Here is a 21,591-nt window from a genome sequence, read left to right as displayed (position 1 = left end):
GATGACCGACACCACCCAAAATGCCCCGGCGCTGGGGCTCTTCGAGAGATACCTGACCCTGTGGGTCGCGCTTGCGATGGCCGGCGGCATCGCGGTCGGGCGCTTCGCCCCCGGTCTGGTCGAGGGGATCGCGGCGGCCGAGGTGGCCTCGATCAACCTCGTGGTCGCCGTTCTGATCTGGGCGATGGTCTACCCGATGATGATCGGCGTCGACGTGCGCGCGATCGCGGGGGTGGCGCGCCAGCCGCGCGGGCTTCTGATCACGCTTGCGGTCAACTGGCTGATCAAGCCGTTCACGATGGCGCTGCTGGCGGTCCTGTTCTTCGAATACGTCTTCGCCCCCTGGATCGACCCGGCCAGTGCAACCGAATACATCGCGGGGCTCATCCTCTTGGGGGCGGCACCCTGCACGGCGATGGTCTTCGTCTGGTCCCAGCTCACCCGCGGGGACGCGACATATACGCTGGTGCAGGTCTCGGTGAACGACGTCATCCTGATCGTGGCCTTCGCGCCCATCGTCGCGTTCCTGCTGGGCGTGACCGAGATCACGGTGCCGTGGGAGACGCTGGTTCTGGCCACCCTGCTCTACGTCCTTCTGCCGCTGGTCGCGGGTCTTCTCACCCGCCGGACGCTTGCCACGCCTGCGCGGATCGAGGCGTTCTCGGCCAGGGCCAAGCCGTGGTCGATCATCGGGCTCGTCGTGACCGTGGCGATCCTCTTTGCGCTACAGGGCGAGGTGATCCTCGACAAACCCTTCGTGATCCTGCTGATCGCGGTGCCGATCCTGATCCAGAGCTACGGGATCTTCACGATCGCCTATGCGGCGGCGTGGATCCTGCGCGTGCCGCACCGGATCGCGGCGCCCTGCGCCCTCATCGGGACGTCGAATTTCTTCGAGCTCGCCGTGGCCGTGTCGATCAGTCTCTTCGGGCTGAATTCCGGCGCCGCGCTCGCCACAGTGGTGGGCGTTCTTGTGGAGGTGCCGGTGATGCTGTCGCTTGTGGCCTTCGCCAACCGGACACGCGGCCGGTTCGCCGGCGCTTGACGGGGCGGGCCCGCGCGGGAGAGTGGGGAGCATGTACGCCATATCGCTCACCACGATCCCGCCGCGCTACCCGACCCTGCCGCGCGTGCTGGCCGCGCTCGTGGCGCAGGTTCCGCAGCCGGACGCGATCTTCCTGACCGTACCGCGCCGGTTCGCGCGGTTCGATACCGCCCCCCTGCCCGCGCTCCCGTTCGAAGTGACGCTGCTCCAGCCCGAGACCGACGCGGGCCCGATCGCCAAGCTGCTCCCGGCGGCCTGGAAATACGATGGAGATATCCTGATCTGCGATGACGACTGGCTCTACCCGCCCGGCTGGGCGGCACGGTTCATCGCGGCGCGCGAAGAGCATCCCGACGCGGTGATCGCAGGATCGTCGTGGGGCAGCGAACGGATCGGGTATCGGGGCGGCACCATATTGCAGGGATTCGCAGGCGCGCTCGTCCCGGCACGCGTCGCGCGACAGATACCGCATCCGCCGGAGGCGGCGCGGTACGTGGACGATGTCTGGATCTCTGCCCAGCTCGCGCGCCTTGGCGTGCCGGTCCACACTCTGGGCAAAGCGGCGCCGCCGGCGATGCCCCTGGACGATCCCGGCGCGCTTCAGTCACGGTCCGACCGCGACCGGGCGAACCGGGACGCGGCGGGGGCTGTCGATGTCTGGGAAAAGCTCTGACGACCCGGCGCAATGCAATCGGCGTCGTGGGTCATCGAGCAGGCGCGCAGCGCCCCGTCGGGGCGCCGCCGCAGCTTCAGTGCACCGGCACCGGCGACAGTTCGTTCTGGCGTGCCAGCGCGAAGGCGAGGTTGCGGTCGCCGACCAGCGCGAGCCGTTCGCCCTCGGACGAATGGACGGCGTAGACCTTCTTGGCGCCCTCCACCTGCTCGCGGATATCCTCCGGCAGATCGTCGGTGTCCACTTCACGGACGTAGACGATGGTTTCCAGCTCACCCGCCAGTTTGTTCACATCAAAATTCATGACGCACTCCTTTCAATGCGTGAGGCGTTTCGACCCCAACGCGCAACGGTGAGGAATTGATCCCTCAGCCTTTCGTGATCTCGATCGTCTGAACCACGCTGTCGGGTTCGGACCGTTCCAGATCGATGTGCAGAAGCCCGTTCTCGGTCTTCGCACCTTTCACCTCGACTCCATCGGCCAACACGAAGCTCTTCATGAATTGGCGCCCGGCGATGCCACGGTGCAGGAACACGCGGTCCGCGTCCGTCTTCGGCTGGCGCCCGCGCACCACGAGCTTGCGATCTTCGATGGTGATCGACAGGTCCTCGTCAGAGAACCCGGCCACGGCGAGGGAAATGCGATACGCGCGATCGCTGACCTGTTCGATGTTGAAAGGGGGGTAGCCTTCGGTCCCGCTTTTCGCGGCCTGTTCGATCATGCGTTCCAGCTGATCGAAGCCCAGGAAATACGGGTGGGCCCCCAGCGTCATCTTCGTCATCACACGTCCTTTGCCATAAAGCGATGTGTCTTGAGGGTCCCGCTCGCGGCGACCCCGTGCACATAATATGGGCGCGCGGCCGCGCGCGCACAAGACCCTGAAAAGCTTGGCGCAGGGGGGCGTTTGGCGCTACATTGGGGGAAGCCATGAAAGACGACTCGAACCCCATGACCAACCCCTACGAGATGAAGCACGAAGACGTGCTTCGGGTCGAACTGGAGGTTCTGCGCCGCGAACACCGCGACCTCGACGAAGCGATCACCGCGCTCGAGACCGAGGGGCGGGCCGATGTGCTCACGATCCGGCGCCTCAAGAAGCAGAAACTGGCCCTGAAGGACCAGATCGCGCGGATCGAGGACGAGCTCTTCCCCGACATCATTGCATGAGGGCCTGAAGCCCTTATAAACGGCGCTTCCTGATGGAGGGCGCATATGGCCGACGTGAAAGTGGGAATCATCATGGGCAGCCAGTCCGACTGGTCCACGATGAAGCAAGCCGCCGACATTCTCGACGAACTGGACGTGACCTACGAGGCGAAGATCGTCTCGGCGCATCGCACGCCCGACCGGCTCTGGGACTACGGCAAGAGCGCGGTCGACCGTGGGTTGCACGTGATCATCGCGGGCGCCGGGGGCGCGGCCCACCTGCCCGGCATGATGGCTTCCAAGACCCGCGTGCCGGTGATCGGTGTGCCGGTCCAGACCCGCGCCCTCTCCGGTGTCGACAGCCTCTATTCCATCGTGCAGATGCCCAAGGGCTTCCCCGTGGCCACGATGGCGATCGGCGCGGCCGGGGCCGCCAACGCGGGCCTCATGGCCGCCGGAATCCTCGCCGTCTCCGACCCCGACCTCGCCCGGCGCCTGGACGACTGGCGCGCGGCCCTGTCCAACTCGATCCCCGATGAGCCCCAAGATGAGTGATACCTCCGCCCGCACACTCGAGCCCGGTGCCACCATCGGCATTCTCGGCGGCGGCCAGCTTGGCCGGATGCTGTCGGTCGCGGCCGCGCGGCTCGGGTTCAAATCCGCGATCTTCGAGCCCGGCGGCGATTGTCCGGCCAGCCACGTGGCGAACTACCACCACCAGGCGGAATACGACGACGAAGACGCGCTGAAACGCTTTGCCGAATCCGTCGACGTCATCACCTACGAGTTCGAGAACATCCCGACCTCGGCCCTCGACATCGTCGAAGCGATCGCCCCGGTGCGCCCCGGCCGCCGCGCGCTCAAGGTCAGCCAGGACCGGCTCACCGAGAAGGCGTTCCTGGCCGATCTCGGCCTTGCCGTCGCCCCTTTTGCCGCCGTCGACGACGCGGTCGACCTGGCCGAGGCGATGGCCGAGATCGGCACGCCCTCGATCCTGAAGACCCGGCGCTTCGGCTATGACGGCAAGGGGCAGGCCCGCCTGTCTTCACCGGACGATGCCGAGAACGCGCTGGCCGACATGAACGGCGCCCCCGCGATCCTCGAGGGCTTCGTGGATTTCGACTTCGAGGTCTCCGTGATCGCCGCGCGCGGCCTCTCGGGCGATTTCGCGAGCTTCCCGCCGGGCGAGAACATCCACACCGACGGCATCCTCGACACCACGACCATCCCCGCCCGCCTGTCGACCCAGGCGGTCGCCGAGGCGCAGGGGATGGCCGCGCGCATCCTGCAGAAGCTCGACTACGTGGGTGTCATGGGCGTCGAACTCTTCGTGACGCCGATGGGGCTCGTGGTGAACGAGATCGCCCCGCGCGTGCACAACTCGGGGCACTGGACCCAGAACGGCTGCGCCATCGACCAGTTCGAGCAACACATCCGCGCGGTCGCGGGCTGGCCGCTGGGCGACGGGACGCATTACGCCAACGTGGTCATGACCAACCTCATCGGCGACGCCGTCGAGCGGGTCCCGTACCTCGCCCAGGACAGCGCGAACGCGATCCATCTCTACGGCAAGTCCGAGGTCAAGCCGGGGCGCAAGATGGGCCACGTGAACCGGATCACCGGACCCGCCTGATGCCGCGCTACGCGCTCAAGGTCGAATACGACGGGGCCCCGTTTTCCGGCTGGCAACGGCAGAAGGAACACCCTTCAGTGCAGGCCGCGGTCGAGGCCGCGCTCGCGAAGCTGGAGCGCGACGTGCCGTCGATCGCCGCGGCCGGGCGCACCGATGCGGGCGTCCACGCGCTGGGACAGGTGGCCCACTGCGATCTTGCGAAGGACTGGGACCCGTTCCGGCTGTCGGAGGCGCTGAACTATCACCTCAAGCCCGCACCGGTCGCGATCGTCGATTGCGCGCAGGTGGACGAAGCGTTCCACGCCCGCTTCTCGGCCGTCGAACGGCAATACCTGTTCCGCCTCGTCTCGCGCCGCGCGCCGCTTGTCCATGACCGCGGCAACGCGTGGCGCGTGGCGCAGGAGCTGGACCCGGACGCGATGCAGGCCGGCGCCGACCGGCTGATCGGCAACCACGATTTCACCACCTTCCGCTCGACCATGTGCCAGGCGGACAGCCCGGTGAAGACGCTGGACGAGCTGCGGGTGGAAAGCCTGCCCTACCCCGGCGGCACGGAATACCGCTTCCACGTCCGCGCCCGCAGCTTCCTGCACAACCAGGTGCGCAGCTTCGTGGGCACGCTGGAGCGCGTGGGCGCAGGCGCCTGGACGCCCGACGACGTGACCGCCGCGCTTGAAGCACGCGACCGCGCCGCCTGCGGGCCGGTATGTCCTCCGGAAGGTCTCTACCTGGCCGCCGTGCGCTACCCGGACGATCCCTTCGCCTGAGCATGGCCCGGACATGAAAAGACCGGGGTACCCCTACCCCGGTCTTTCCCCCTTGGACGCCCCGGTGGACACCCCTGACCACCACGTCCAAATCACCAGACTTTCAAACCGCGCATACCTTCGTCCCGGTCCTGACCAGACCGGATGCACCCTGCCAGATGCCGAAGTCCGTTTCGCGCGGAAACGTCGCTGACCATGTCACCCCCTGACCCGAGGGTTCGCTGCAGTCACCGCCAGCCCCCAAGCCAGCCGCTGCGACACCTGAAATATGCAGGTTTGCCTTACCCCGGTCAACGAAAACGCGCATCTCTGCCCCATTTTCTCCTTATTTCAGAGGACTTTATCCACGATACGGCAGCAATGCCCAGATCGATACGGGAATTGTTCGCGCCGCGCCCGACCCCGCTCCGGCCACTGCCACAAACGATTCGCATCAGACCCGCTTTTCCCTTGCGGGCACCCCTGCCATAATGCCCGGCAACCAACCCAGAAAAGAGCAGCCCCGAATGAGCGACCTCCTCACCAATGCCCCTGACAGCTACGACGCCTCCTCGATCGAGGTGCTCGAAGGGCTGGAGCCCGTCCGCCAGCGCCCCGGCATGTACATCGGCGGCACCGATGAGCGCGCGCTGCACCACATGGTGGCCGAAATCCTCGACAACTCGATGGACGAGGCGGTCGCGGGCCACGCCAACCGGATCGAGGTGGAGCTGCACGCGGATTACTCGGTCACCGTGCGCGACAACGGGCGCGGCATCCCGATCGACCCGCACCCGAAGTTCCCGGACAAGTCCGCGCTAGAGGTGATCCTTTGCACGCTCCACGCGGGCGGCAAGTTCTCGGGCAAGGCCTACCAGACCTCGGGGGGCCTGCACGGGGTGGGCTCGTCGGTGGTGAACGCGCTGTCAGATTCGCTCGTCGTGCAGGTCGCCAAGAACAAGGAGCTGTTCGAACAGCGCTTCTCGCGCGGCAAGCCGTTGGGCCCGGTCGAGAAGGTCGGCGCCGCCCCCAACCGGCGCGGGACCGAGGTCACGTTCCACGCGGACGAAGAGATCTTCGGCTCCCACCGCTTCAAGCCCAAGCGGCTCTTCACGCTCGCGCGGTCCAAGGCCTACCTCTTCTCGGGGGTCGAGATCCGGTGGAAGTCGCACATCGACGACGGCGAGACGCCGACCGAGGCCACGTTCCACTTCCCCGGCGGGCTCAAGGATTACCTCAAGGAGGTGCTGGGGACCGCCTCGACCTATTCCGAGACGGGGTTCGCCGGGAAGGTCGAGTTCCGCGAGAAGTTCGGGGAACCGGGCTACGTCGAATGGGCGATCAACTGGACCCCGGCGCGCGACGGCTTCATCCAGTCCTACTGTAACACCGTGCCCACGCCCGAGGGCGGCACGCACGTCGCAGGGTTCTGGGCGGCGATCCTGAAGGGGATCAAGGCCTACGGCGAGCTCGTGGGCAACAAGAAGGCCGCGCAGATCAACCGCGACGACCTGATGACCGGCGGCTGCGCGCTGGTGTCCACCTTCATCGCCGACCCGGCCTTCGTCGGCCAGACCAAGGACCGGCTGTCGACGGAATCGGCGGCCAAGATGGTCGAGGGCGCGGTGCGCGACCACTTCGACAACTGGCTGGCCGCCGACACGAAGTCCGCGGGCGCCATCCTCGACTTCCTGATCCTGCGCTCCGAGGAGCGGCTTCGCCGCAAGCAGGAGAAGGAGACCGCCCGAAAATCCGCCACCAAGAAGCTGCGCCTGCCGGGCAAGCTGGTGGACTGCACCACGTCGAACCGCGACGGGACCGAGATCTTCCTGGTCGAGGGCGACTCCGCCGGCGGCTCGGCCAAGATGGCGCGCGACCGCAAAACGCAGGCGCTGCTGCCGCTTCGGGGCAAGATCCTGAACGTGCTGGGCGCGGCAAGCTCGAAGCTGGGCCAGAACCAGGAGATCAACGACCTCTGCCAGGCATTGGGCGTCGGCATGGGGACCAAGTTCCGCGTGGACGACCTGCGCTACGACAAGGTCATTATCATGACCGACGCGGACGTCGACGGCGCGCACATCGCGGCGCTCCTGATGACGTTCTTCTTCAGCCAGATGCGCCCGCTGATCGACCACGGCCACCTCTACCTCGCCTGCCCGCCGCTCTACCGGCTGACGCAGGGGGCCAAGCGGCTCTACGTCTCGGACGATGCCGAGAAGGACCTTTGGATGGCCAAGGGCCTGGGCGGCAAGGGGAAGATCGAAACCCAGCGCTTCAAGGGCCTGGGCGAGATGGACGCCAAGGACCTCAAGGAAACCACGATGGACCCGGCGACGCGGAAATTGATCCGCGTGACGATCGACGAGGACGAACCCGGCGAAACCGGCGACCTTGTCGAGCGGCTCATGGGCAAGAAGCCGGAGCTGCGGTTCCAGTATATCCAGGAGAACGCGCGGTTCGTGGAGGAGTTGGATGTTTGACGATGAAGACGGGCATATGTGCTCTCACCCAGAGTGAAGGTACCCATGCAAAGTCGACCTGACGCATGAAACTCCGCCTCCTTGCACCACAAGTTGGCCATCGTCCGTAGGATGGGTGCCAACCCACCCGAAAACCACACCGCACATCGATTCCCAGTCGGCATGGAACCGCTGGCCCCCTTCGGAACGTTGGCAAAACAACGCTGCCCAGAAGGAGACCAGCCATGAGCAATGCAATCGCCGCCTCGGCCCTCGTCGTGAGCCTCGGCCTGTCCGGCCTGGGCTTCATCACCGGTATTCCCGCGAACACGCCCGCCGGCGCACCGGCGCAGGCCGAACAGTAACGCCCGGGGGCCTGCCATCGGCGATGTCCCGCCATGAGCGTGGACCCGCTGGCACCATTCCGGCCCCGACGCGTTAAAGGAATGCCAACGAAATGGAGGCACACATGTTCAAACAGGTCAGACCCCTGATTCTCGCAACCGCGGCCATCGCGATGGCCGCACCCGCTGCTGCCGATCCCGGCAAGAACCGCGGTGTCGGCTGGGGCGTGGGGGGCATTCCGCCGGGCCACGCCAAGAAGATGGACCGCCACGAAGAAGAGCGCCTGCAGGTGATCAACAACTACATCGTGGTCGAGAACCCCGACAATTACAGCCTGCCGCCGCTCCCGTCGGACGAACTCTACGTGCGCCGCGACAACCAGCTCTACCGCGTCGCGCGCGACACGGCGACGGTGATCGAGGCGATCGGCATCGTCTCGGAATTGCTGAACTGATCAGCCCTGAACCTGCAGCCCGCGGAGGTACGTGCCCAACGCGACCAATGCCGCGGGCGTCGGGGTGGGCGTGCCATCACGGTCGACCCAGGTGATCGTTTCGCTTTCGATCAGGTCGCCGAAGCGCGGCATCGGCCCGTGCGTGTCGTCGCGGGCATAGCCGTCGATGGTCGACATGACGTAGGCCATCGGGAAGTCCCCGCCATTGCGCGCCGCCAGCCGCGTCAGGTCCGGCGGCACGGCCCCGGCCACCGCGGGCCCGCCGGTTGCGTCCGCACCGTGGCACGCCGCGCAGTATTCGCCGTAGAGCACAGCCCCCTCGGCCGCGTCCGGCGTTATCTCGCCCTCCGAACAGGCGGCGAGAAAGGCAATGGGAATCAAGGCGATCAGGCGGGTCATGGCTGCTCTCCGGTGTTTTGGCCATCCTACCGCAGGACGCGCGATCAAACCATCACTTCCCGCCACCGGCTTGCCGCCCGGCGCCCGGTTGCTATCCTAAAGATCATTCCCGCCGGAGAGTCCCCGATGCGTTTCTGCCTGCTTCTCTGCCTTGCCACGCTGGCCACGTCCGCCACGGCCCAGGACAACCCGATCCTCGACCGCCTGAACGGCTTCGTCACCGCCTACAACGACGGCGACGCGCGTGCAGTGGCCGCGTTCTACACCGAGGACGCGGCGCTCTTCCCGCCCGCCCATCCGCACCTGTCCGGGCCCGAGGAAATCGAAGGCTACTATGCCGACGCGTTCGAGGCCGGGGCGGAGACGCTGCGCTACACCGTGCTCGAGATCCGCGGCCACGGCACCGACACCGCGGTCGAGATCGGCGAGGCGGTCACGAAAACCGGCGACGGCGAGGTGCGCACCCGTGCCATGCATGTCTGGCGGGTGGTGGACGAGGAATGGCGCCTGTCGCGCGACATGTTCAACGTGATCGACCCGGGGGACTGACCCCGGGTTTTGCGATTCGGCGATCTGTTGCTAACCTGAAACCCGGATGTCTTCTGCCCGGGTTTTTCGCATGCGCCTCATTGCCGTTCTCTTCGCCCTTCTCGCCACGCCGGCCCTCGCCCAGAACACGATGCACTGGAAAACGGTGGGATGGTGGGACGTCCAGTTCTTCGAGGAATACGGTGCCTGCGCGGCGATCGCGGAATACGACAACAATTCCTTCGTCTTCATCGGGCTCGACACGACCACCGGCGACCTGGGCCTCCGGCTCGCCGTGCTCAACCAAGCCTGGACCTCGCTCGTCGTGGACGATCCATACGACCTGGTCGTGCGCTTCGACCGCCGCGCGCCATGGGACATCACGATGTACGGCACGAACGTGCAGGGTCGCCCGGGACTCTACAACGTATTCCCGGCGACCTCGGATTCGTCCGGCAATTTCGTGCGGGAATTCCAGCGGTCCCTGAACATGGTCTGGACCTACCGCGGGACCGAGCTGGGCTCGTTCTCGCTGCGCGGCACGAACATGGCGATGAACGAGGTGATGGCCTGCACCGAAAGTTATCTCGATGCGATGGCGACGCCGTCCGATCCCTTCGCGGGCGGCGGCGCGGGAAAGGCCGACCCGTTCCAGTGACGGATCGGCCTTGGTGTCTCAGAAGTTGATGACCTCGTGGACGCCCACGTCCGGGTCCTTGTCGCGACCCTGCGCCTTGGCGATTTCCCAGGCGAAGACGAAGGTGGAATCGGTCGAGGCCCAGATCGCGGCCTCTTCCAGCTCGAAGCGGTAGACCACGAGGTTCGGGTCGTCCTTGCCTTCGAACCAGGCCCCGATCACGGGGTTCCAAAGCTCTTCGTGCTTGTCCTTCTCGTCGCTGTAGTGCAGCCGCCCCTTGGCGCTGATCTGCACGTCCTGGCCCTTGGAGACGATGGTGAACTTCGCCTCGGTGCCGTCACCGCTCATCTTCGTCTGCCAGCCCTCACCGATGGTCTTGGCCAGGTCGGTCTCGCGGCTGGTGACGAACCAGAGCGCCTTGCCCTTCCGGTCCACGAAATGGGTCATGGGCTGCATGTGCTGGTCCGTGCCCTTCACGCCCAGCATCCCGAAGCGGGTATCCTCGGCGGTGCCCCAGAAGACGTCTGCGGGGTCTGTCTTGGTGTGCTTGATCTCGGACATGTGGAACCTCCTTTGGGGTCCCAACGCACGCCTGCGGGGCCTGTTCCTGCGGGAACTTCCCCGATCCGATCGCGTTTGCCTGACGACGAGGCAGACATCCGTGACCCAGACCACCGCGCACAATCCGACCCATGCCCGGCCCGAAAGCGTATCGGCGATCCTGCAGCGCGCGCGGCGGGCCCTGGAGGGCAACGAAGTGTCGGTGCGCGACGTGGTCGAAGCCTTGGGACGCGCGTCGTTCTCGCCTCTCCTGATGCTGCCTGCGCTGATCATCGTCACGCCGGTCAGCGGGATTCCGCTGTTCTCCACGATCTGCGGAATCACGATCATGCTGATCTCCTTCCAGATGATCGCCCATCGCCGTCACGTGTGGCTGCCCGACTGGATCATGCGCCGCCACGCCCCGCGCAAGCGGATCACGAAGGCGCTGGACCTGCTCACGCCGCCTGCGCGCTGGCTCGACAGGGTAACGCGCGAACGCCTGCGCTTGTTGGTCGAGCCGCCTCTCCTCTACCTCCCGCAGACCCTTTGCCTGGTCTCCGGCGCAATGATGCCGTTGCTGGAATTCGTCCCGTTCACCGCGTCGCTCGCCGGCTTCGCCGTGGCCGTCATGGCCGTCGCGATGGTGACACGCGACGGCTTGCTGGTGCTGATCGGCTTCCTCGCCATCGGCTCCGTCTTTTCGGTCGGAAACTGGATGATGACGTGACAGGGTCGCGTCATGAAATCGAATCTTGTGTGTGCTCACTTATCTCTTGTTAAGCTGTATTTCAGCTATATGATTTTTCTGATATGCTGAGTCTCACTCAAATCGGCAGGCGCCCAACGCCACGCCCCTCTTTCCGCCATGTCCTGCGCACCGAAACCCGGGCCGAACATGAGGCCTCGGAGGCATGGTTCGCGCCTTTCATGGAGGAGCCGGAGCGGCACATGGTGGCATTTCTTGCAGCCCAGCGCGCGGCCCTCGCCGCACTCGAGCTTGCCTGCGCCCGTCCCGGCTCGCCCGAGCTTGCCGCCGTGATGCCAGACACGATGCGCGCGCTCGATGCCGATTGCGCCGACCGGGACATCCGGCCGCCCGCATTGATGGTCGCCCACGAAGTGGCGCCGCTGGCCGCGGGGTACCTGGCCCTCGGATCGCGGCTCGGAGTCGAGGTGATGCGCCGGCGGCTGGTGGAAAAGGACGTGCGCCCGGTGCCGCGCTTCTTCCTGCAGCCCGACGCGACCCGGACCTGGGCCGCGATCTGCACCAAGCTCGACGCGGTGGACCCCGACGGGGCGGCTGCGGACGGCCTGATTGAAGACACGAAAACGGGATACGCGCTCTTCGCCCAAGCGGCGGGCCTGACTTTCGACTGGACACCTACATGAACGACGCCTCCGACGGGATGATCGAACCGGGTACGCCGGTGGATCTGACCAACTGCGACCGCGAACCCATCCATCTTCTGGGCCGCGTCCAATCCTACGGCGCGCTCGTCGCGGTCTCTCCGGACTGGACCGTGCGCCATGCCTCGGAGAACCTCGGGTCCATCCTGGGCCACGACGTGGAGGGCGCGATCGGCAGTCCGATCACCGAGCTCGTCACCGCCGAAGCCTTCGACCGGATCCGGGCCGGGATGGAAAAAGCCGACCTGGCGCGCCATCCCCTGCGGCTCTTCGGCGTGGTGCTGAGAACGACCGGGCGCCTCTTCGACATCTCGATCCACGAAAGCGGCCCCTACATCCTCGTGGAGTTCGAACCCAAGGCCGACCCCCGCTCCGGCGACGTGATGAGCGAGGTCTATCCGCTCATCCAGAAGATCGACACGAGCAGCGACCTTGACCGGCTGGCGCAGGATGCGGCCGAAGGGCTTGCGCAGATCGCGGGCTTCGACAGCGTGATGGTCTACCAGTTCCAGCCGGACCATTCCGGTCGCGTGCTGGCCGAAAAGCGGTCGGACGGAGAAACCCGTTACCTCGGGCTGAACTTCCCGGCCTCCGACATTCCCGTGCAGGCCCGCGCGCTCTACAAGAAAGCGCTCCTGCGCCTGATCGCCGACGTGAACGACCCCGGCGCGGTGATCCGGCCCGGCATCGACGAGACCGGCGCGCCGGTCGACCTGTCGCTCGCCGTGACCCGCGCTGTGTCGCCGATCCATATCGAGTACCTGCGCAACATGGGGATCGAAGCCTCCATGTCGGTGTCGATCATGAAGGACGGCGAGTTGTGGGGGCTTTTCGCCTGCCATCACAACACGCCACGCTACATCGACTATGAACGCCGCACGGCGGTCGAGCTGTTCGCACACCTGTTTTCCTTCGAACTGAGCGAATACGAGGCACGCGTGCGCGCCCGCGCGCAGGAGGACATGTCGCGGCTCCAGACCCGGATCATGTCGCATCTCGCGGACGGGCACACGCTCGATGCCAGCCTGCTGGCGCTGTCGGGCGACATCGAACGGGTGATCCCGCATGACGGCACGGTGCTCTACCACGACGGCGCGTTCACCGCGACGGGCGTGACCCCGGATGCGGACGAGTTCGAGCCCATCGCGCGGATGCTCGACCGGTCCACCGGCACGCAGATCTTCGCCACGGACGAGCTGCGCCGGGACATGCCCGAATTGGGCGACTTGTCCGACCGGGTGGCCGGCATCCTGGCCATCCCCGTGTCGCGTCATCCGCGCGACTACCTGGTCCTGTGCCGCGAACCCGTCACCAAGAAGGTGAACTGGGCGGGCGACCCGACGAAGCCGGTGGAGACCGGGCCGAACGGCACCCGCCTCACCCCGCGCAAGAGCTTCGAGACCTGGCAGCAGGACGTCGAAGGGCGCTCGGAATCCTGGTCCGACCATGCACGCCACGCGGCCGACCAGCTGCGCGTCGTCCTGCTCGAGGTATTCCTCAAGGTCACCGACGCCAGCGCCGAAGAGCGCAAGCGGGCGCAGGAGCAGCAGCAACTGCTGATTTCCGAGCTCAATCACCGGGTGCGCAACATCCTCAACCTGATGCAGGGGCTGGTGTCGCAGGCGAAGGCCGACGCGACGACCATGCCGGAATTCACGGACCGCCTGCACGGACGGATCCAATCCCTCGCCCGCGCTCACGACCAGTTGACGCGTGACCAGTGGGATCCCGCGCCGCTGAAAGAGCTCATACGCTGCGAGTTCGAAGCCTATGCCGAGTCAAAGTCGGATCGCGTCCTGATCGACGGGCCGGAGATCCTGATCTCGCCCGCCGCCTTCACCAACCTCGCGCTCGTGGTGCACGAGATGGCCACCAATTCGATGAAATACGGCGCGCTCTGCGACCGGTCGGGGCAGGTACATGTCGCCCTGGACGAACGCGACGGCGGGATCGAGATCAACTGGACCGAAACCGGCGGTCCCCCCGTCCTTCCGCCGACGCGCCGCGGGTTCGGCTCGACCATCATCGAGATGTCGATCCCCCACGAACTCGGCGGCGAAGCCGGCATCACCTATCCCGAAACCGGGGTTAAAGCCCGGTTCTTCGTGCCCGGTCCGCATGTCGAGAACATCCTCGATGCGGCCGACCAGGCGGAAGCCGCGCCCGAGCCGTCGCCCCAGGCGACCGGCGAAGGTTTCGCGCTGTCGGGGCGCGGCCTCGTTCTTGAAGATACGCTGATCATCGCGATGGACGCGCAAGGAATCCTCGAGGATTTCGGCGCCAGCGAAATCACCCTCGCCGCCTCGGTCGACGAGGCGCTTGCGAGCATCGACACCGCACCGCCGGACTTCGCGCTGCTCGACGTGAACCTGGGCGAGGAGCAATCGCTTCCGGTGGCCCGGGCTTTGGCGGAGCGAGGCATCCCGTTCGTTCTGTCCACGGGCTACGGCGAACGGCAGGAGCTTCTCAAGACCTTCCCGCCCTGCCCCATCGTGCAGAAACCGTTTTCTTCGGACAGCCTGCGCACGGCCTTCGCACAGGCAACGGGTCGCTGATTTCCGGGCGGTCATGCTTGTCATGGCTCACCATAACCGATACCCCGAATCCGACTTGTAAAGGCGGAGAAGCGCGTGGACCTGGTTTTCAAGGATAACACCCTGAACACGCAGGCCGTGTCGTCGATGATCGGCGTCCTGGCCCAGAAATCGGACATCTGCGCGAAGGTGATCGACCGCAGCGGCGAGGTGGTGGCGGTGAACCGGCGCGGGCTGGAGCTGCTGGAGCTGTCGGCCGAGGAGATCTGCGGCAAGGTCTGGACGGCCCTGTGGGAAAGCGAAGCCGCCGGGACAGCCAAGCAGGCCGTTCAGGCCGCGTTCGACGGCGAGCGGTCGCATTTCACCGGGCATATGCAGGTCGGGGACCGCCCGGCCACATGGGATGTCGAAGCCCGACCCCTGCAACATGGCGACAACGGGATCGAGACGATCCTCGTGCTGAGCACGGAAGTCTCCGAGGACCGGCCGGCTACCGCGGACTCCGAGTCGATCACGAAGACCCTGCGCGCGGCGATGCACGCCTTCGGCAACGTCGCCAACAGCGCGGCCTCCGGTGCGCGGTTGGTGCGGCGCGGCGTGCCCGAGGACCTGGCCGGACAGCTTGCCGACGAACTCGAAGCCGCCTCGGAGCGGGCCAGCACCGCGCTCGAAGAGCTGCGCGACCTTGTCGAACCGGGACGTAACGACACGAGCGATTGAGGCTTGATCGCCCCGCCGGCTGCGCCCAAGGTGCGCGCCATGACACCAGCCGAAGCAGAACAGATACTCGCCGACATGTTCGCCCCCTGGGTGCGCGCGCTCGACATGCGCGTGGACGAGATCGGGGCCGAGGGCGCCATCCTCACGATCCCGATCACCGACGACATCGCGCGCGTCGGCGGCATCGTGTCGGGCCAAGCGCTCGCCACCCTGGCCGACACCGCGATGGTGTTCGCCGCCGCCGGGCATTTCGGGGAATTCAAGCCGGTCGCCACGACCAATCTGGACACCGTCTTCCTGCGCCCGGGATCGGGCGAGCGCATTGCCTGCCACGCCCGCGTCGTGCGCGCCGGCAAGGCCGTCGTGTTCGCCAGTGCCGAGATGATCGCCCACCCGTCGGGCAAGCCCGTGGCGACCGCGACCGCCACCTACATGGTGCCATGAGCGGGACGCCGGCCTACGCGGCCACCATGCTGCTGGCCGGCTTCGGCATCCCCGTCTTCGCGGCGCTCAGTTCGGCGCTTGGCCAGAAGATCGGCAACCCCTTCGCGACCGGCGTCGTGACCTTTGGCGTCGCGCTGACCATCGGGATCGTCGCCGCGCTCGTCACCGGTCCCGGCGCGCTGGCCCGGATCGGCGAAGCGCCGCGTCACCTGCTTCTGGGCGGGTTCCTCGTGGCGTTCTACGTGCTGTCGATCACCTTCGTCGCCCCGCGCTTCGGTGTGGGCAACGCGGTGTTCTTCGTGCTGCTGGGGCAACTTCTCTCGGCCGCCGCCATCGACCATTACGGCCTCTTCGGCGCGCGGGTGTCCCCGGTGAGCCTCACGCGGGCCGCCGGCATCGCGGTCATGGCCATCGGCGTCTGGCTCACCCAGAAGACCTGAGGCGGGTCAACTCTCGACCTTGATGGTCGTGTTGCCTCGCCCGGCGTCGTCCACCATTCGGAAAAACGCCTTGGCCGCCTTCGGCATCATACGGACGCAGCCGTGCGAAGCGGGGCGCCCGATGTAGCGGGTGTCGTAGGTCCCGTGGATCGCGATGTCCTCGTTGAAGAACACCGACCACGGCATCGGCGCGTCATCGTAGAGCGACGACGTGTGGTCCCTGTCGAGGAAGGTCGGCTGGAAGCGTCCCGTCGGCGTCCGGTAGCCGTCCGCACCGGTGGAGACCGGCCAGACCCGGTGGGTCGTGCGCCCGTCCTCGGTGCGCAGCACGGTGAGTGTCTGGTCGGACAGGTCGACGATCGCCTCGACCCCGTCCGGGATTTCCGGCAGTGGCTTGATCGGTGCGGTGGGCTGGTTGGAGCTCGATGTCACCTCGGGCGCGGCCGATACCGGCCCCGCGGCAAGCGGCGCGGCCACGGCGATGAAAGCGGCAATGGACAGGCGGATTGGGGTCACTGAGTGTCTCCCGGTGGTCTTGAAGTCTGTGTCGGGGAAACGCGACTCCGCGCCTCACGTTCCATTCCGCGCCCCGCGCCGCCACTCAGGACCCCGGCGTGACGACGCCCCCGTCGACATGCAACACCCGGTCCATACGCGCGGCGAGCGCGTGGTTGTGCGTGGCGATGAGGGCCGACAGGCCGGTTTCGCGCACGAGGTCCATCAGCGTCTCGAACACCCGGTCGGACGTTTCGGGATCGAGGTTACCGGTCGGCTCATCCGCCAGCAGGAGCTCCGGCGCATTGGCGAGCGCACGGCAGAACGCGACGCGCTGTTGTTCCCCGCCCGAAAGCTCGGCCGGTCGGTGCCCGGCACGGTGATCGACCCCAACGCGCGCGAGCAGCATCATCGCCCTGTCGCGCGCTGTCTTCTGGCTGGCACCGTTCGCGAGCTGCGGCAGCACGATGTTCTCGAGCGCGGTGAATTCCGGCAGCAGGTGGTGGAACTGGTAGATGAAGCCGATGTTCGACCGACGCAGTGCCGTGCGCCGCCGGTCGCCCAGGTCGGTCACGTCCTCACCCCCGATCGACACCCGCCCCGTGGACGGCGCGTCGAGCAGTCCGGCGATGTGCAGAAGCGTCGACTTGCCCGCGCCGGAGGGGGCGACGAGCGCCACGACCTCGCCGGGGGCGATTGCAAGATCCGCACCTTTGAGCACGAAAACCTCGCCCGGTTCGCCACGGTTGTAGACCTTTTCGATCTTTTCGAGCTTGAGCACCTCACTCATAGCGCAGCGCCTCCACCGGGTTCATCCGCGCCGCGCGGCGCGCCGGGAAGATGGTGACAATGAAACTGAGACCCAGCGACATGGCGACGGCGGAAAGCACGTCGCCCGTCTGCAACTTGGCCGGCAGCGCGTAGATGCCGCGGATCGACGGGTCCCAGACACCGCCGCCGGAGAGGTAGTTCACGAAGGCGAAGATCGGGTCGATATAGGTCGCGAAGAGGCAGCCGAGGATGACGCCGAAGATCGTGCCGGCAATCCCGGTGACGGACCCGCACAGGAAGAAGACGCGCAGAACCGAGCCCTCGGTCAGGCCCATCGTGCGCAGGATGCCGATGTCGCGCCCCTTGTTCTTCACCAGCATGATCAGCCCCGAGACGATATTCATCGAAGCGATGAGAACGAGCACGGACAGGATGATGAACATCACGTTGTCCTCGATCTCGAGCGCGCGCAGGAAGGCGCCCGCGCTGTCCTCCCAGGTCCAGGCCAGCGCCCCCTCGCCCGCGGCGCGCAGGGTCGGCCCGACGTAGTCGTTGATCTCCTCCGGCGCCTCGACCATCACCTCGATCTCGTCGGCCACGCCTTCCTTGTTGAAGAACGACTGCGCCTCGGCGAACGGCAGGTAGACGCGAGTGGAATCGATGTCGTAGCGCCCGGCGGAGAAGATGTAGGTCACGTCGTAGACGTTGACCCGCGGGCTTGTGCCGAAAGCGGTCTTCACCCCGTTGGGCGAGATCAGCTTGATCTTGTCACCCAGCCCGATGCCGAGTTCGCGCGACACGCCCAGACCGATGGCGATGCCGTCCTCGAAATCCTCGATCGAGCCGGTGGCGGTCTCCGGGTTGTTGATGCCCGGGATGGACTTGAGGTCGTCCGCCCGGATGCCGAAGACCTGCACGCCGATGTTGCGGTCGGCGTTGTTGGCCATCACCTGCCCCTTCACCAGGGGTGCGGCGCGCGTGACGCCCTCGACCGCGCCGATCCGGTCGGCCCAGGCGTCGAAGTCGGTGATCGTGCGATCGACCCGGTTCTGCGCCGTCACCTCGCCCGCGCTGTAGATCGTGACGTGGGCGTTGGCGCCAAGGATCGTGTCGACGAACTCGGCCCGGAACCCCGTCCGCACGGCAAGCGTGATGATCAGGGCGGCCACGGCGAGCGTGATGCCGATGAGCGAGATCCACGTCATCGTGGACACGCCCCCCTCGGCACGCCGTGCACGCAGGTAGCGCCAGGCGATCATCCATTCGAAGCGCGAAAACGGGGCGGTGCGGTTGGCCAAGATCAGCCTCTCCGTGCCAGGGGCGGTCTCAGGCGTCGGACGCCTCCGACGGTTGCGCGGGCTTCTTCGAGGCGATGAGGCCCGAGACGAGCGCCGCCACCGCGATCAGCGCAAAGATGGCGTAGATCGTCGGGGTCAGAGCGACGCGGTCACCGCCCATCGCGATCAGGTTCACGAAACGGCCGATGAGGTAGAAGATGATGATCATCACGCCTTGAGCGCCGAGGATCGGGGCCAGCGCCTTGATCCCGCCTTCGCGTCCGACGCGTTTGGCGCCGAGGACCGCGTTCAGGATGAAGACCGCGTAGAAGGCAAGGCACCAGAACACGCTGGCCTTGAGGATGCCCGCAAGCAGCGGCATCAGGAAAAGCAGGCCGGCGGCGGCAAGCGCGAAGCGCATCTGTATCGTCATGTCGAAACCTCTCAGGCGTGGCGACGGCGCCGGAACGGACGCTTGAGCGCCGCGAGCGCGCTCACGACCAGCCCCCACCCGGCAACAAACCCGATCCCCGCGGTGATCGCGCCATCCACGGTGACGGGCACCGCCGGTTGATACTGGTCCCACGTCCGCTCCACAAGCTCCGGGTCACGAAAGCGCCAGAAATTGACCAGCCGCATGACCGGCGTGGCGGGCGCCAGGGCCTGGTAATCGGCGTTCAATCGCTCATAGCGCGAAATCCGCGTGCCAAGGCCGGTGCCGATATCGGACACCAGCGCGGAATTGCCCGACTGCATCTCGCGCAGCGCCTCTTCGCGCGTGAGCCCGGCCGCGCTTGCGGCCCCGTCGAAGACCAGCGTGACGGTGCGCAACTCGTCCACCGCGCCCGACAGGCGCTGCACGTATTGTTGAGAGAACTCGGGGAATTGCGACAGCGTCACCGCGCCCGCCAATCCGCCCGCGAGGGCCAGGACCCGCATCTGCTCACCTCCTTTTTCGACAAAGTCTGCGGGGAGACCGGGTCCGGGTCAAGCTTGACGCCTGCCCCGGCCTCTCAGCCCGCAAGCCAGAGGGCGGCCCACGTGATCGGCGCCATCGCCAGAACACCGGCTCCGGCGCCGATGAGCCGCGCGGGATCCGCCAGCGGCAGGTTGCGGTAGAGCCAGAGCGCCGCGGGCAGGACCAGCGCAAGCGCGGTCGCGGTACCCGGCACGTAGTTCCAGCCGGCGAGGCTCAGGGTGACGAGCGTCACGACCCGCGCCAGCAGCATTCCCACGACCAGCGCGACGACGATCTGCACGGGGCGGTTCGGCACGCTGCGGCCGAGGATCAGGATCGCCATGCCACCCAGGCCGAGCCCGATCAGCGCCTGCGATGCCTGCGGCCCGGTGAGAAGGACGGACGGGTCGCGCGCCGCCAGCCAGCCGGGCAGCCCTTCGGCCATCTCGATCGTGTGGACGAGAAGCGCGATGGCGGCGTAGCTGTAGGCGCGGCAGGGATGGCCCCACCCCTGCACCTCGCCCGGATCACGCCGCCGGATCACACCCCGTAGATCTCGCGGATGCGCGCCACGGCGGCTTCGGGTGCCAGCTCTTCGCTCTCGCCCGTGCGGCGCGACGTCACTTCGACGACCCCGTTCTTGAGGCCCCGCGGCCCCACGGTGATCCGCCACGGCAGACCGATCAGGTCCATCGTCGCGAACTTGGCGCCCGCCCGATCCTCGCGGTCGTCGTAGAGCGGCTCAAGCCCGGCCGCGCTCAGAGCCTTGTAGAGATCCTCGCATGCCGCGTCGGCTTCCGCATCGCCCTGTTTCACGTTGACGATCCCGCAATGGAACGGCGTCACGCCCTCGGGCCAGATGATGCCCTTGTCGTCGTGGTTCGCCTCGATCAACGCGCCGACGAGCCGGCTCACCCCGATCCCGTGCGACCCCATGTGCACCGGGACCTGGTTGCCCTCGCGGTCGGTCACGGTCGCGCCCATCGGCTCGGAATACTTGGTGCCGAAATAGAAGATCTGCCCGACCTCGATCCCGCGCGCCACGCGGCGGCGCTCCTCCGGGATCTGGTTGAAGAGTTCTTCGTCGTGGGTTTCGTCCGTACGCGCATAGCGCGACGTGAACTCCTCGAGCACGCCCTGGCATTGCTCGACGCTGTCGTAATCGATGTCGCGGTCACCGAACTTGAGATCGGTGATCTCGCTGTCGTAGAACACCTCGCTCTCGCCGGTCTCGGCCAGCACGAGAAACTCGTGCGTGTCGTCGCCGCCGATGGGGCCGGAGTCCGCGCGCATCGGGATCGCCTGTAGCCCCATGCGCTCGTAGGTGCGAAGGTAGCTCACCAGGTGGCGGTTGTAGGCGTGCAGCGCGTCCTCTTTCGTGAGGTCGAAGTTGTAGCCGTCCTTCATCAGGAACTCGCGCCCCCGCATCACGCCGAAGCGCGGGCGGATCTCGTCGCGGAACTTCCACTGGATGTGGTAGAGCGTGAGCGGCAGGTCCTTGTAGCTGCCCACGTGGGCCCGGAAGATATCGGTCACCATCTCCTCGTTGGTCGGACCGTAGAGCATGTCGCGCCCGTGCCGGTCCTGCATGCGAAGCATCTCGGGGCCGTAGGCATCGTAGCGCCCGCTCTCGCGCCACAGATCGGCCGATTGCAGCGTCGGCATCAGGATCGGGATGTGGCCCGCGCGCTTCTGCTCCTCGTGGACGATCCGCTCGATGTTCTGCAGCACCTTGTAGCCCAGCGGCAGCCAGGAATAGTTCCCGGCCGAGGCCTGCTTGATCATGCCCGCGCGCAGCATCAGCCGATGGCTCACGATCTGCGCCTCGGACGGCGTCTCTTTCAGAACCGGCAGGAAATAACGGGACAGGCGCATGGAAACCTCATCGATCTGGTCCGCGCATCCCTAGCGCGGCCCCAAGGCCCCGACAAGTCCA

At 66.6% G+C, this 21,591-nt stretch carries 27 protein-coding genes; 16 read left to right on the top strand and 11 right to left on the bottom strand.

The genetic code is table 11. The features are described from left to right. Nucleotide 1: 1 nt before the first annotated feature. Both arsB and GQE99_RS15695 read left to right on the top strand, forming a co-directional pair. Nucleotides 2–1,045: an ACR3 family arsenite efflux transporter gene (arsB, locus tag GQE99_RS15700; protein ID WP_161352585.1), complete on the top strand. Its 1,044-nt coding sequence runs from the start codon at nucleotides 2–4 to the stop codon at nucleotides 1,043–1,045. A 31-nt stretch (nucleotides 1,046–1,076) separates the two neighbouring features. Beyond that, on the top strand, nucleotides 1,077–1,718 hold the full coding sequence (locus GQE99_RS15695; protein ID WP_161352584.1) for a glycosyltransferase family A protein: 642 nt from the start codon (nucleotides 1,077–1,079) through the stop codon (nucleotides 1,716–1,718). A gap of 76 nt (nucleotides 1,719–1,794) precedes the next feature. On the opposite strand, the gene GQE99_RS15690 is transcribed toward GQE99_RS15695, so the two are convergent. Together GQE99_RS15690 and GQE99_RS15685 are read right to left on the bottom strand one after the other, a co-directional pair. Continuing rightward, complete coding sequence (locus tag GQE99_RS15690) at nucleotides 1,795–2,022, bottom strand: DUF1150 family protein (RefSeq protein WP_161352583.1); 228 nt, start codon at nucleotides 2,020–2,022, stop codon at nucleotides 1,795–1,797. 64 nt (nucleotides 2,023–2,086) lie between these two features. After that, nucleotides 2,087–2,500: an Hsp20 family protein gene (locus GQE99_RS15685; protein ID WP_161352582.1), complete on the bottom strand. Its 414-nt coding sequence runs from the start codon at nucleotides 2,498–2,500 to the stop codon at nucleotides 2,087–2,089. A gap of 167 nt (nucleotides 2,501–2,667) precedes the next feature. Between GQE99_RS15685 and GQE99_RS15680 the strand changes: the two genes are divergently transcribed. The 6 genes from GQE99_RS15680 (at nucleotide 2,668) to GQE99_RS15655 (ending at nucleotide 8,502) form a co-directional block, all read left to right on the top strand. After that, on the top strand, nucleotides 2,668–2,886 hold the full coding sequence (locus GQE99_RS15680; protein WP_161353251.1) for a YdcH family protein: 219 nt from the start codon (nucleotides 2,668–2,670) through the stop codon (nucleotides 2,884–2,886). 45 nt (nucleotides 2,887–2,931) lie between these two features. Then, nucleotides 2,932–3,420, top strand: coding sequence for a 5-(carboxyamino)imidazole ribonucleotide mutase (purE, locus tag GQE99_RS15675; protein ID WP_161352581.1), 489 nt, complete (start codon nucleotides 2,932–2,934; stop codon nucleotides 3,418–3,420). After that, complete coding sequence (locus GQE99_RS15670) at nucleotides 3,413–4,498, top strand: 5-(carboxyamino)imidazole ribonucleotide synthase (protein WP_161352580.1); 1,086 nt, start codon at nucleotides 3,413–3,415, stop codon at nucleotides 4,496–4,498. The genes purE and GQE99_RS15670 overlap by 8 nt, the downstream gene beginning before the upstream one ends. Beyond that, nucleotides 4,498–5,265, top strand: coding sequence for a tRNA pseudouridine(38-40) synthase TruA (gene truA, locus GQE99_RS15665; RefSeq protein WP_161352579.1), 768 nt, complete (start codon nucleotides 4,498–4,500; stop codon nucleotides 5,263–5,265). The genes GQE99_RS15670 and truA overlap by 1 nt, the downstream gene beginning before the upstream one ends. A gap of 506 nt (nucleotides 5,266–5,771) precedes the next feature. After that, entirely contained in the window at nucleotides 5,772–7,724 is a 1,953-nt protein-coding gene (parE, locus tag GQE99_RS15660) for a DNA topoisomerase IV subunit B (protein ID WP_161352578.1), read from the top strand. Nucleotides 7,725–8,172: 448 nt separating this feature from the next. After that, nucleotides 8,173–8,502, top strand: coding sequence for a hypothetical protein (locus GQE99_RS15655; protein WP_161352577.1), 330 nt, complete (start codon nucleotides 8,173–8,175; stop codon nucleotides 8,500–8,502). On the opposite strand, the gene GQE99_RS15650 is transcribed toward GQE99_RS15655, so the two are convergent. Then, nucleotides 8,503–8,901, bottom strand: a complete 399-nt coding sequence (locus tag GQE99_RS15650) for a c-type cytochrome (RefSeq protein WP_161352576.1) — start codon at nucleotides 8,899–8,901, stop codon at nucleotides 8,503–8,505. It lies immediately after the preceding gene. A 126-nt stretch (nucleotides 8,902–9,027) separates the two neighbouring features. On the opposite strand from GQE99_RS15650, the gene GQE99_RS15645 reads away from it, so the two are divergent. Then, nucleotides 9,028–9,450: a YybH family protein gene (locus tag GQE99_RS15645; RefSeq protein ID WP_161352575.1), complete on the top strand. Its 423-nt coding sequence runs from the start codon at nucleotides 9,028–9,030 to the stop codon at nucleotides 9,448–9,450. A gap of 70 nt (nucleotides 9,451–9,520) precedes the next feature. Further along, on the top strand, nucleotides 9,521–10,087 hold the full coding sequence (locus GQE99_RS15640) for a hypothetical protein (protein ID WP_161352574.1): 567 nt from the start codon (nucleotides 9,521–9,523) through the stop codon (nucleotides 10,085–10,087). 18 nt (nucleotides 10,088–10,105) lie between these two features. Here GQE99_RS15640 and GQE99_RS15635 read toward each other — a convergent pair whose 3' ends face one another. Continuing rightward, entirely contained in the window at nucleotides 10,106–10,627 is a 522-nt protein-coding gene (locus GQE99_RS15635) for a pyridoxamine 5'-phosphate oxidase family protein (protein WP_161352573.1), read from the bottom strand. Between GQE99_RS15635 and GQE99_RS15630 the strand changes: the two genes are divergently transcribed. From GQE99_RS15630 to GQE99_RS15605, 6 genes are all read left to right on the top strand, one after another. Next, nucleotides 10,626–11,336 (top strand): exopolysaccharide biosynthesis protein, encoded by a 711-nt coding sequence (locus tag GQE99_RS15630; RefSeq protein WP_161352572.1) that lies wholly within the window; start codon nucleotides 10,626–10,628, stop codon nucleotides 11,334–11,336. The genes GQE99_RS15635 and GQE99_RS15630 overlap by 2 nt on opposite strands. Before the next feature lie 221 nt (nucleotides 11,337–11,557). Next, the gene (locus GQE99_RS15625; RefSeq protein WP_161352571.1) at nucleotides 11,558–11,998 is read left to right on the top strand and encodes a hypothetical protein; all 441 of its coding nucleotides are present in this window, start codon (nucleotides 11,558–11,560) and stop codon (nucleotides 11,996–11,998) included. Next, nucleotides 11,995–14,571, top strand: a complete 2,577-nt coding sequence (locus GQE99_RS15620; RefSeq protein ID WP_161352570.1) for an HWE histidine kinase domain-containing protein — start codon at nucleotides 11,995–11,997, stop codon at nucleotides 14,569–14,571. The genes GQE99_RS15625 and GQE99_RS15620 overlap by 4 nt, the downstream gene beginning before the upstream one ends. 75 nt (nucleotides 14,572–14,646) lie before the next feature. Continuing rightward, nucleotides 14,647–15,270 carry a PAS domain-containing protein gene (locus GQE99_RS15615; protein WP_161352569.1) on the top strand — a complete coding sequence of 208 codons (624 nt, stop codon included), beginning with the start codon at nucleotides 14,647–14,649 and terminating at the stop codon, nucleotides 15,268–15,270. Between the two features lie 39 nt (nucleotides 15,271–15,309). Continuing rightward, nucleotides 15,310–15,714 (top strand): PaaI family thioesterase, encoded by a 405-nt coding sequence (locus tag GQE99_RS15610; protein ID WP_161352568.1) that lies wholly within the window; start codon nucleotides 15,310–15,312, stop codon nucleotides 15,712–15,714. Next, entirely contained in the window at nucleotides 15,711–16,154 is a 444-nt protein-coding gene (locus GQE99_RS15605; RefSeq protein ID WP_161352567.1) for a DMT family transporter, read from the top strand. The genes GQE99_RS15610 and GQE99_RS15605 overlap by 4 nt, the downstream gene beginning before the upstream one ends. Before the next feature lie 6 nt (nucleotides 16,155–16,160). Here GQE99_RS15605 and GQE99_RS15600 read toward each other — a convergent pair whose 3' ends face one another. The 7 genes from GQE99_RS15600 to proS form a co-directional block, all read right to left on the bottom strand. Further along, nucleotides 16,161–16,670 (bottom strand): L,D-transpeptidase, encoded by a 510-nt coding sequence (locus GQE99_RS15600; protein ID WP_161352566.1) that lies wholly within the window; start codon nucleotides 16,668–16,670, stop codon nucleotides 16,161–16,163. A gap of 85 nt (nucleotides 16,671–16,755) precedes the next feature. Further along, nucleotides 16,756–17,439: an ABC transporter ATP-binding protein gene (locus GQE99_RS15595; RefSeq protein WP_161352565.1), complete on the bottom strand. Its 684-nt coding sequence runs from the start codon at nucleotides 17,437–17,439 to the stop codon at nucleotides 16,756–16,758. Then, a complete protein-coding gene (locus GQE99_RS15590) occupies nucleotides 17,432–18,679 on the bottom strand; it encodes a lipoprotein-releasing ABC transporter permease subunit (protein ID WP_161353250.1) in 1,248 nt (415 codons plus the stop codon). Before GQE99_RS15590 ends, GQE99_RS15595 begins: the two co-directional genes overlap by 8 nt. 67 nt (nucleotides 18,680–18,746) lie before the next feature. Beyond that, nucleotides 18,747–19,130, bottom strand: coding sequence for a hypothetical protein (locus GQE99_RS15585; protein ID WP_161352564.1), 384 nt, complete (start codon nucleotides 19,128–19,130; stop codon nucleotides 18,747–18,749). An 11-nt stretch (nucleotides 19,131–19,141) separates the two neighbouring features. Further along, nucleotides 19,142–19,636 carry a DUF2937 family protein gene (locus tag GQE99_RS15580; protein WP_161352563.1) on the bottom strand — a complete coding sequence of 165 codons (495 nt, stop codon included), beginning with the start codon at nucleotides 19,634–19,636 and terminating at the stop codon, nucleotides 19,142–19,144. A gap of 74 nt (nucleotides 19,637–19,710) precedes the next feature. Further along, nucleotides 19,711–20,199 carry an HXXEE domain-containing protein gene (locus tag GQE99_RS15575; protein WP_161352562.1) on the bottom strand — a complete coding sequence of 163 codons (489 nt, stop codon included), beginning with the start codon at nucleotides 20,197–20,199 and terminating at the stop codon, nucleotides 19,711–19,713. Beyond that, nucleotides 20,196–21,530, bottom strand: coding sequence for a proline--tRNA ligase (proS, locus tag GQE99_RS15570; RefSeq protein ID WP_161352561.1), 1,335 nt, complete (start codon nucleotides 21,528–21,530; stop codon nucleotides 20,196–20,198). The genes GQE99_RS15575 and proS overlap by 4 nt, the downstream gene beginning before the upstream one ends. Nucleotides 21,531–21,591: the final 61 nt, after the last annotated feature.

The organism is Maritimibacter harenae (assembly GCF_009882975.1).
Lineage (GTDB): Bacteria > Pseudomonadota > Alphaproteobacteria > Rhodobacterales > Rhodobacteraceae > Maritimibacter > Maritimibacter harenae.
Note: the sequence above shows the minus strand (reverse complement) of the source record. Positions and strands in the feature narration are given on the sequence as shown.

Excerpts from the sequence above, each read along its gene's own strand:
- GQE99_RS15685 (WP_161352582.1), bottom strand. The coding sequence starts at position 2,500 with ATGACGAAGATGACGCTGGGGGCCCACCCGTATTTCCTGGGCTTCGAT.
- arsB (WP_161352585.1), top strand. The coding sequence starts at position 2 with ATGACCGACACCACCCAAAATGCCCCGGCGCTGGGGCTCTTCGAGAGA.
- GQE99_RS15585 (WP_161352564.1), bottom strand. The coding sequence starts at position 19,130 with ATGACGATACAGATGCGCTTCGCGCTTGCCGCCGCCGGCCTGCTTTTC.
- purE (WP_161352581.1), top strand. The coding sequence starts at position 2,932 with ATGGCCGACGTGAAAGTGGGAATCATCATGGGCAGCCAGTCCGACTGG.
- GQE99_RS15680 (WP_161353251.1), top strand. The coding sequence starts at position 2,668 with ATGACCAACCCCTACGAGATGAAGCACGAAGACGTGCTTCGGGTCGAA.
- truA (WP_161352579.1), top strand. The coding sequence starts at position 4,498 with ATGCCGCGCTACGCGCTCAAGGTCGAATACGACGGGGCCCCGTTTTCC.
- parE (WP_161352578.1), top strand. The coding sequence starts at position 5,772 with ATGAGCGACCTCCTCACCAATGCCCCTGACAGCTACGACGCCTCCTCG.
- GQE99_RS15625 (WP_161352571.1), top strand. The coding sequence starts at position 11,558 with ATGGTGGCATTTCTTGCAGCCCAGCGCGCGGCCCTCGCCGCACTCGAG.
- GQE99_RS15640 (WP_161352574.1), top strand. The coding sequence starts at position 9,521 with ATGCGCCTCATTGCCGTTCTCTTCGCCCTTCTCGCCACGCCGGCCCTC.
- GQE99_RS15690 (WP_161352583.1), bottom strand. The coding sequence starts at position 2,022 with ATGAATTTTGATGTGAACAAACTGGCGGGTGAGCTGGAAACCATCGTC.
- GQE99_RS15595 (WP_161352565.1), bottom strand. The coding sequence starts at position 17,439 with ATGAGTGAGGTGCTCAAGCTCGAAAAGATCGAAAAGGTCTACAACCGT.
- GQE99_RS15645 (WP_161352575.1), top strand. The coding sequence starts at position 9,028 with ATGCGTTTCTGCCTGCTTCTCTGCCTTGCCACGCTGGCCACGTCCGCC.
- GQE99_RS15590 (WP_161353250.1), bottom strand. The coding sequence starts at position 18,679 with ATGATCGCCTGGCGCTACCTGCGTGCACGGCGTGCCGAGGGGGGCGTG.
- GQE99_RS15655 (WP_161352577.1), top strand. The coding sequence starts at position 8,173 with ATGTTCAAACAGGTCAGACCCCTGATTCTCGCAACCGCGGCCATCGCG.
- GQE99_RS15630 (WP_161352572.1), top strand. The coding sequence starts at position 10,626 with ATGTGGAACCTCCTTTGGGGTCCCAACGCACGCCTGCGGGGCCTGTTC.
- GQE99_RS15695 (WP_161352584.1), top strand. The coding sequence starts at position 1,077 with ATGTACGCCATATCGCTCACCACGATCCCGCCGCGCTACCCGACCCTG.
- GQE99_RS15610 (WP_161352568.1), top strand. The coding sequence starts at position 15,310 with ATGACACCAGCCGAAGCAGAACAGATACTCGCCGACATGTTCGCCCCC.
- GQE99_RS15620 (WP_161352570.1), top strand. The coding sequence starts at position 11,995 with ATGAACGACGCCTCCGACGGGATGATCGAACCGGGTACGCCGGTGGAT.
- GQE99_RS15670 (WP_161352580.1), top strand. The coding sequence starts at position 3,413 with ATGAGTGATACCTCCGCCCGCACACTCGAGCCCGGTGCCACCATCGGC.
- GQE99_RS15580 (WP_161352563.1), bottom strand. The coding sequence starts at position 19,636 with ATGCGGGTCCTGGCCCTCGCGGGCGGATTGGCGGGCGCGGTGACGCTG.
- GQE99_RS15605 (WP_161352567.1), top strand. The coding sequence starts at position 15,711 with ATGAGCGGGACGCCGGCCTACGCGGCCACCATGCTGCTGGCCGGCTTC.
- proS (WP_161352561.1), bottom strand. The coding sequence starts at position 21,530 with ATGCGCCTGTCCCGTTATTTCCTGCCGGTTCTGAAAGAGACGCCGTCC.
- GQE99_RS15650 (WP_161352576.1), bottom strand. The coding sequence starts at position 8,901 with ATGACCCGCCTGATCGCCTTGATTCCCATTGCCTTTCTCGCCGCCTGT.
- GQE99_RS15635 (WP_161352573.1), bottom strand. The coding sequence starts at position 10,627 with ATGTCCGAGATCAAGCACACCAAGACAGACCCCGCAGACGTCTTCTGG.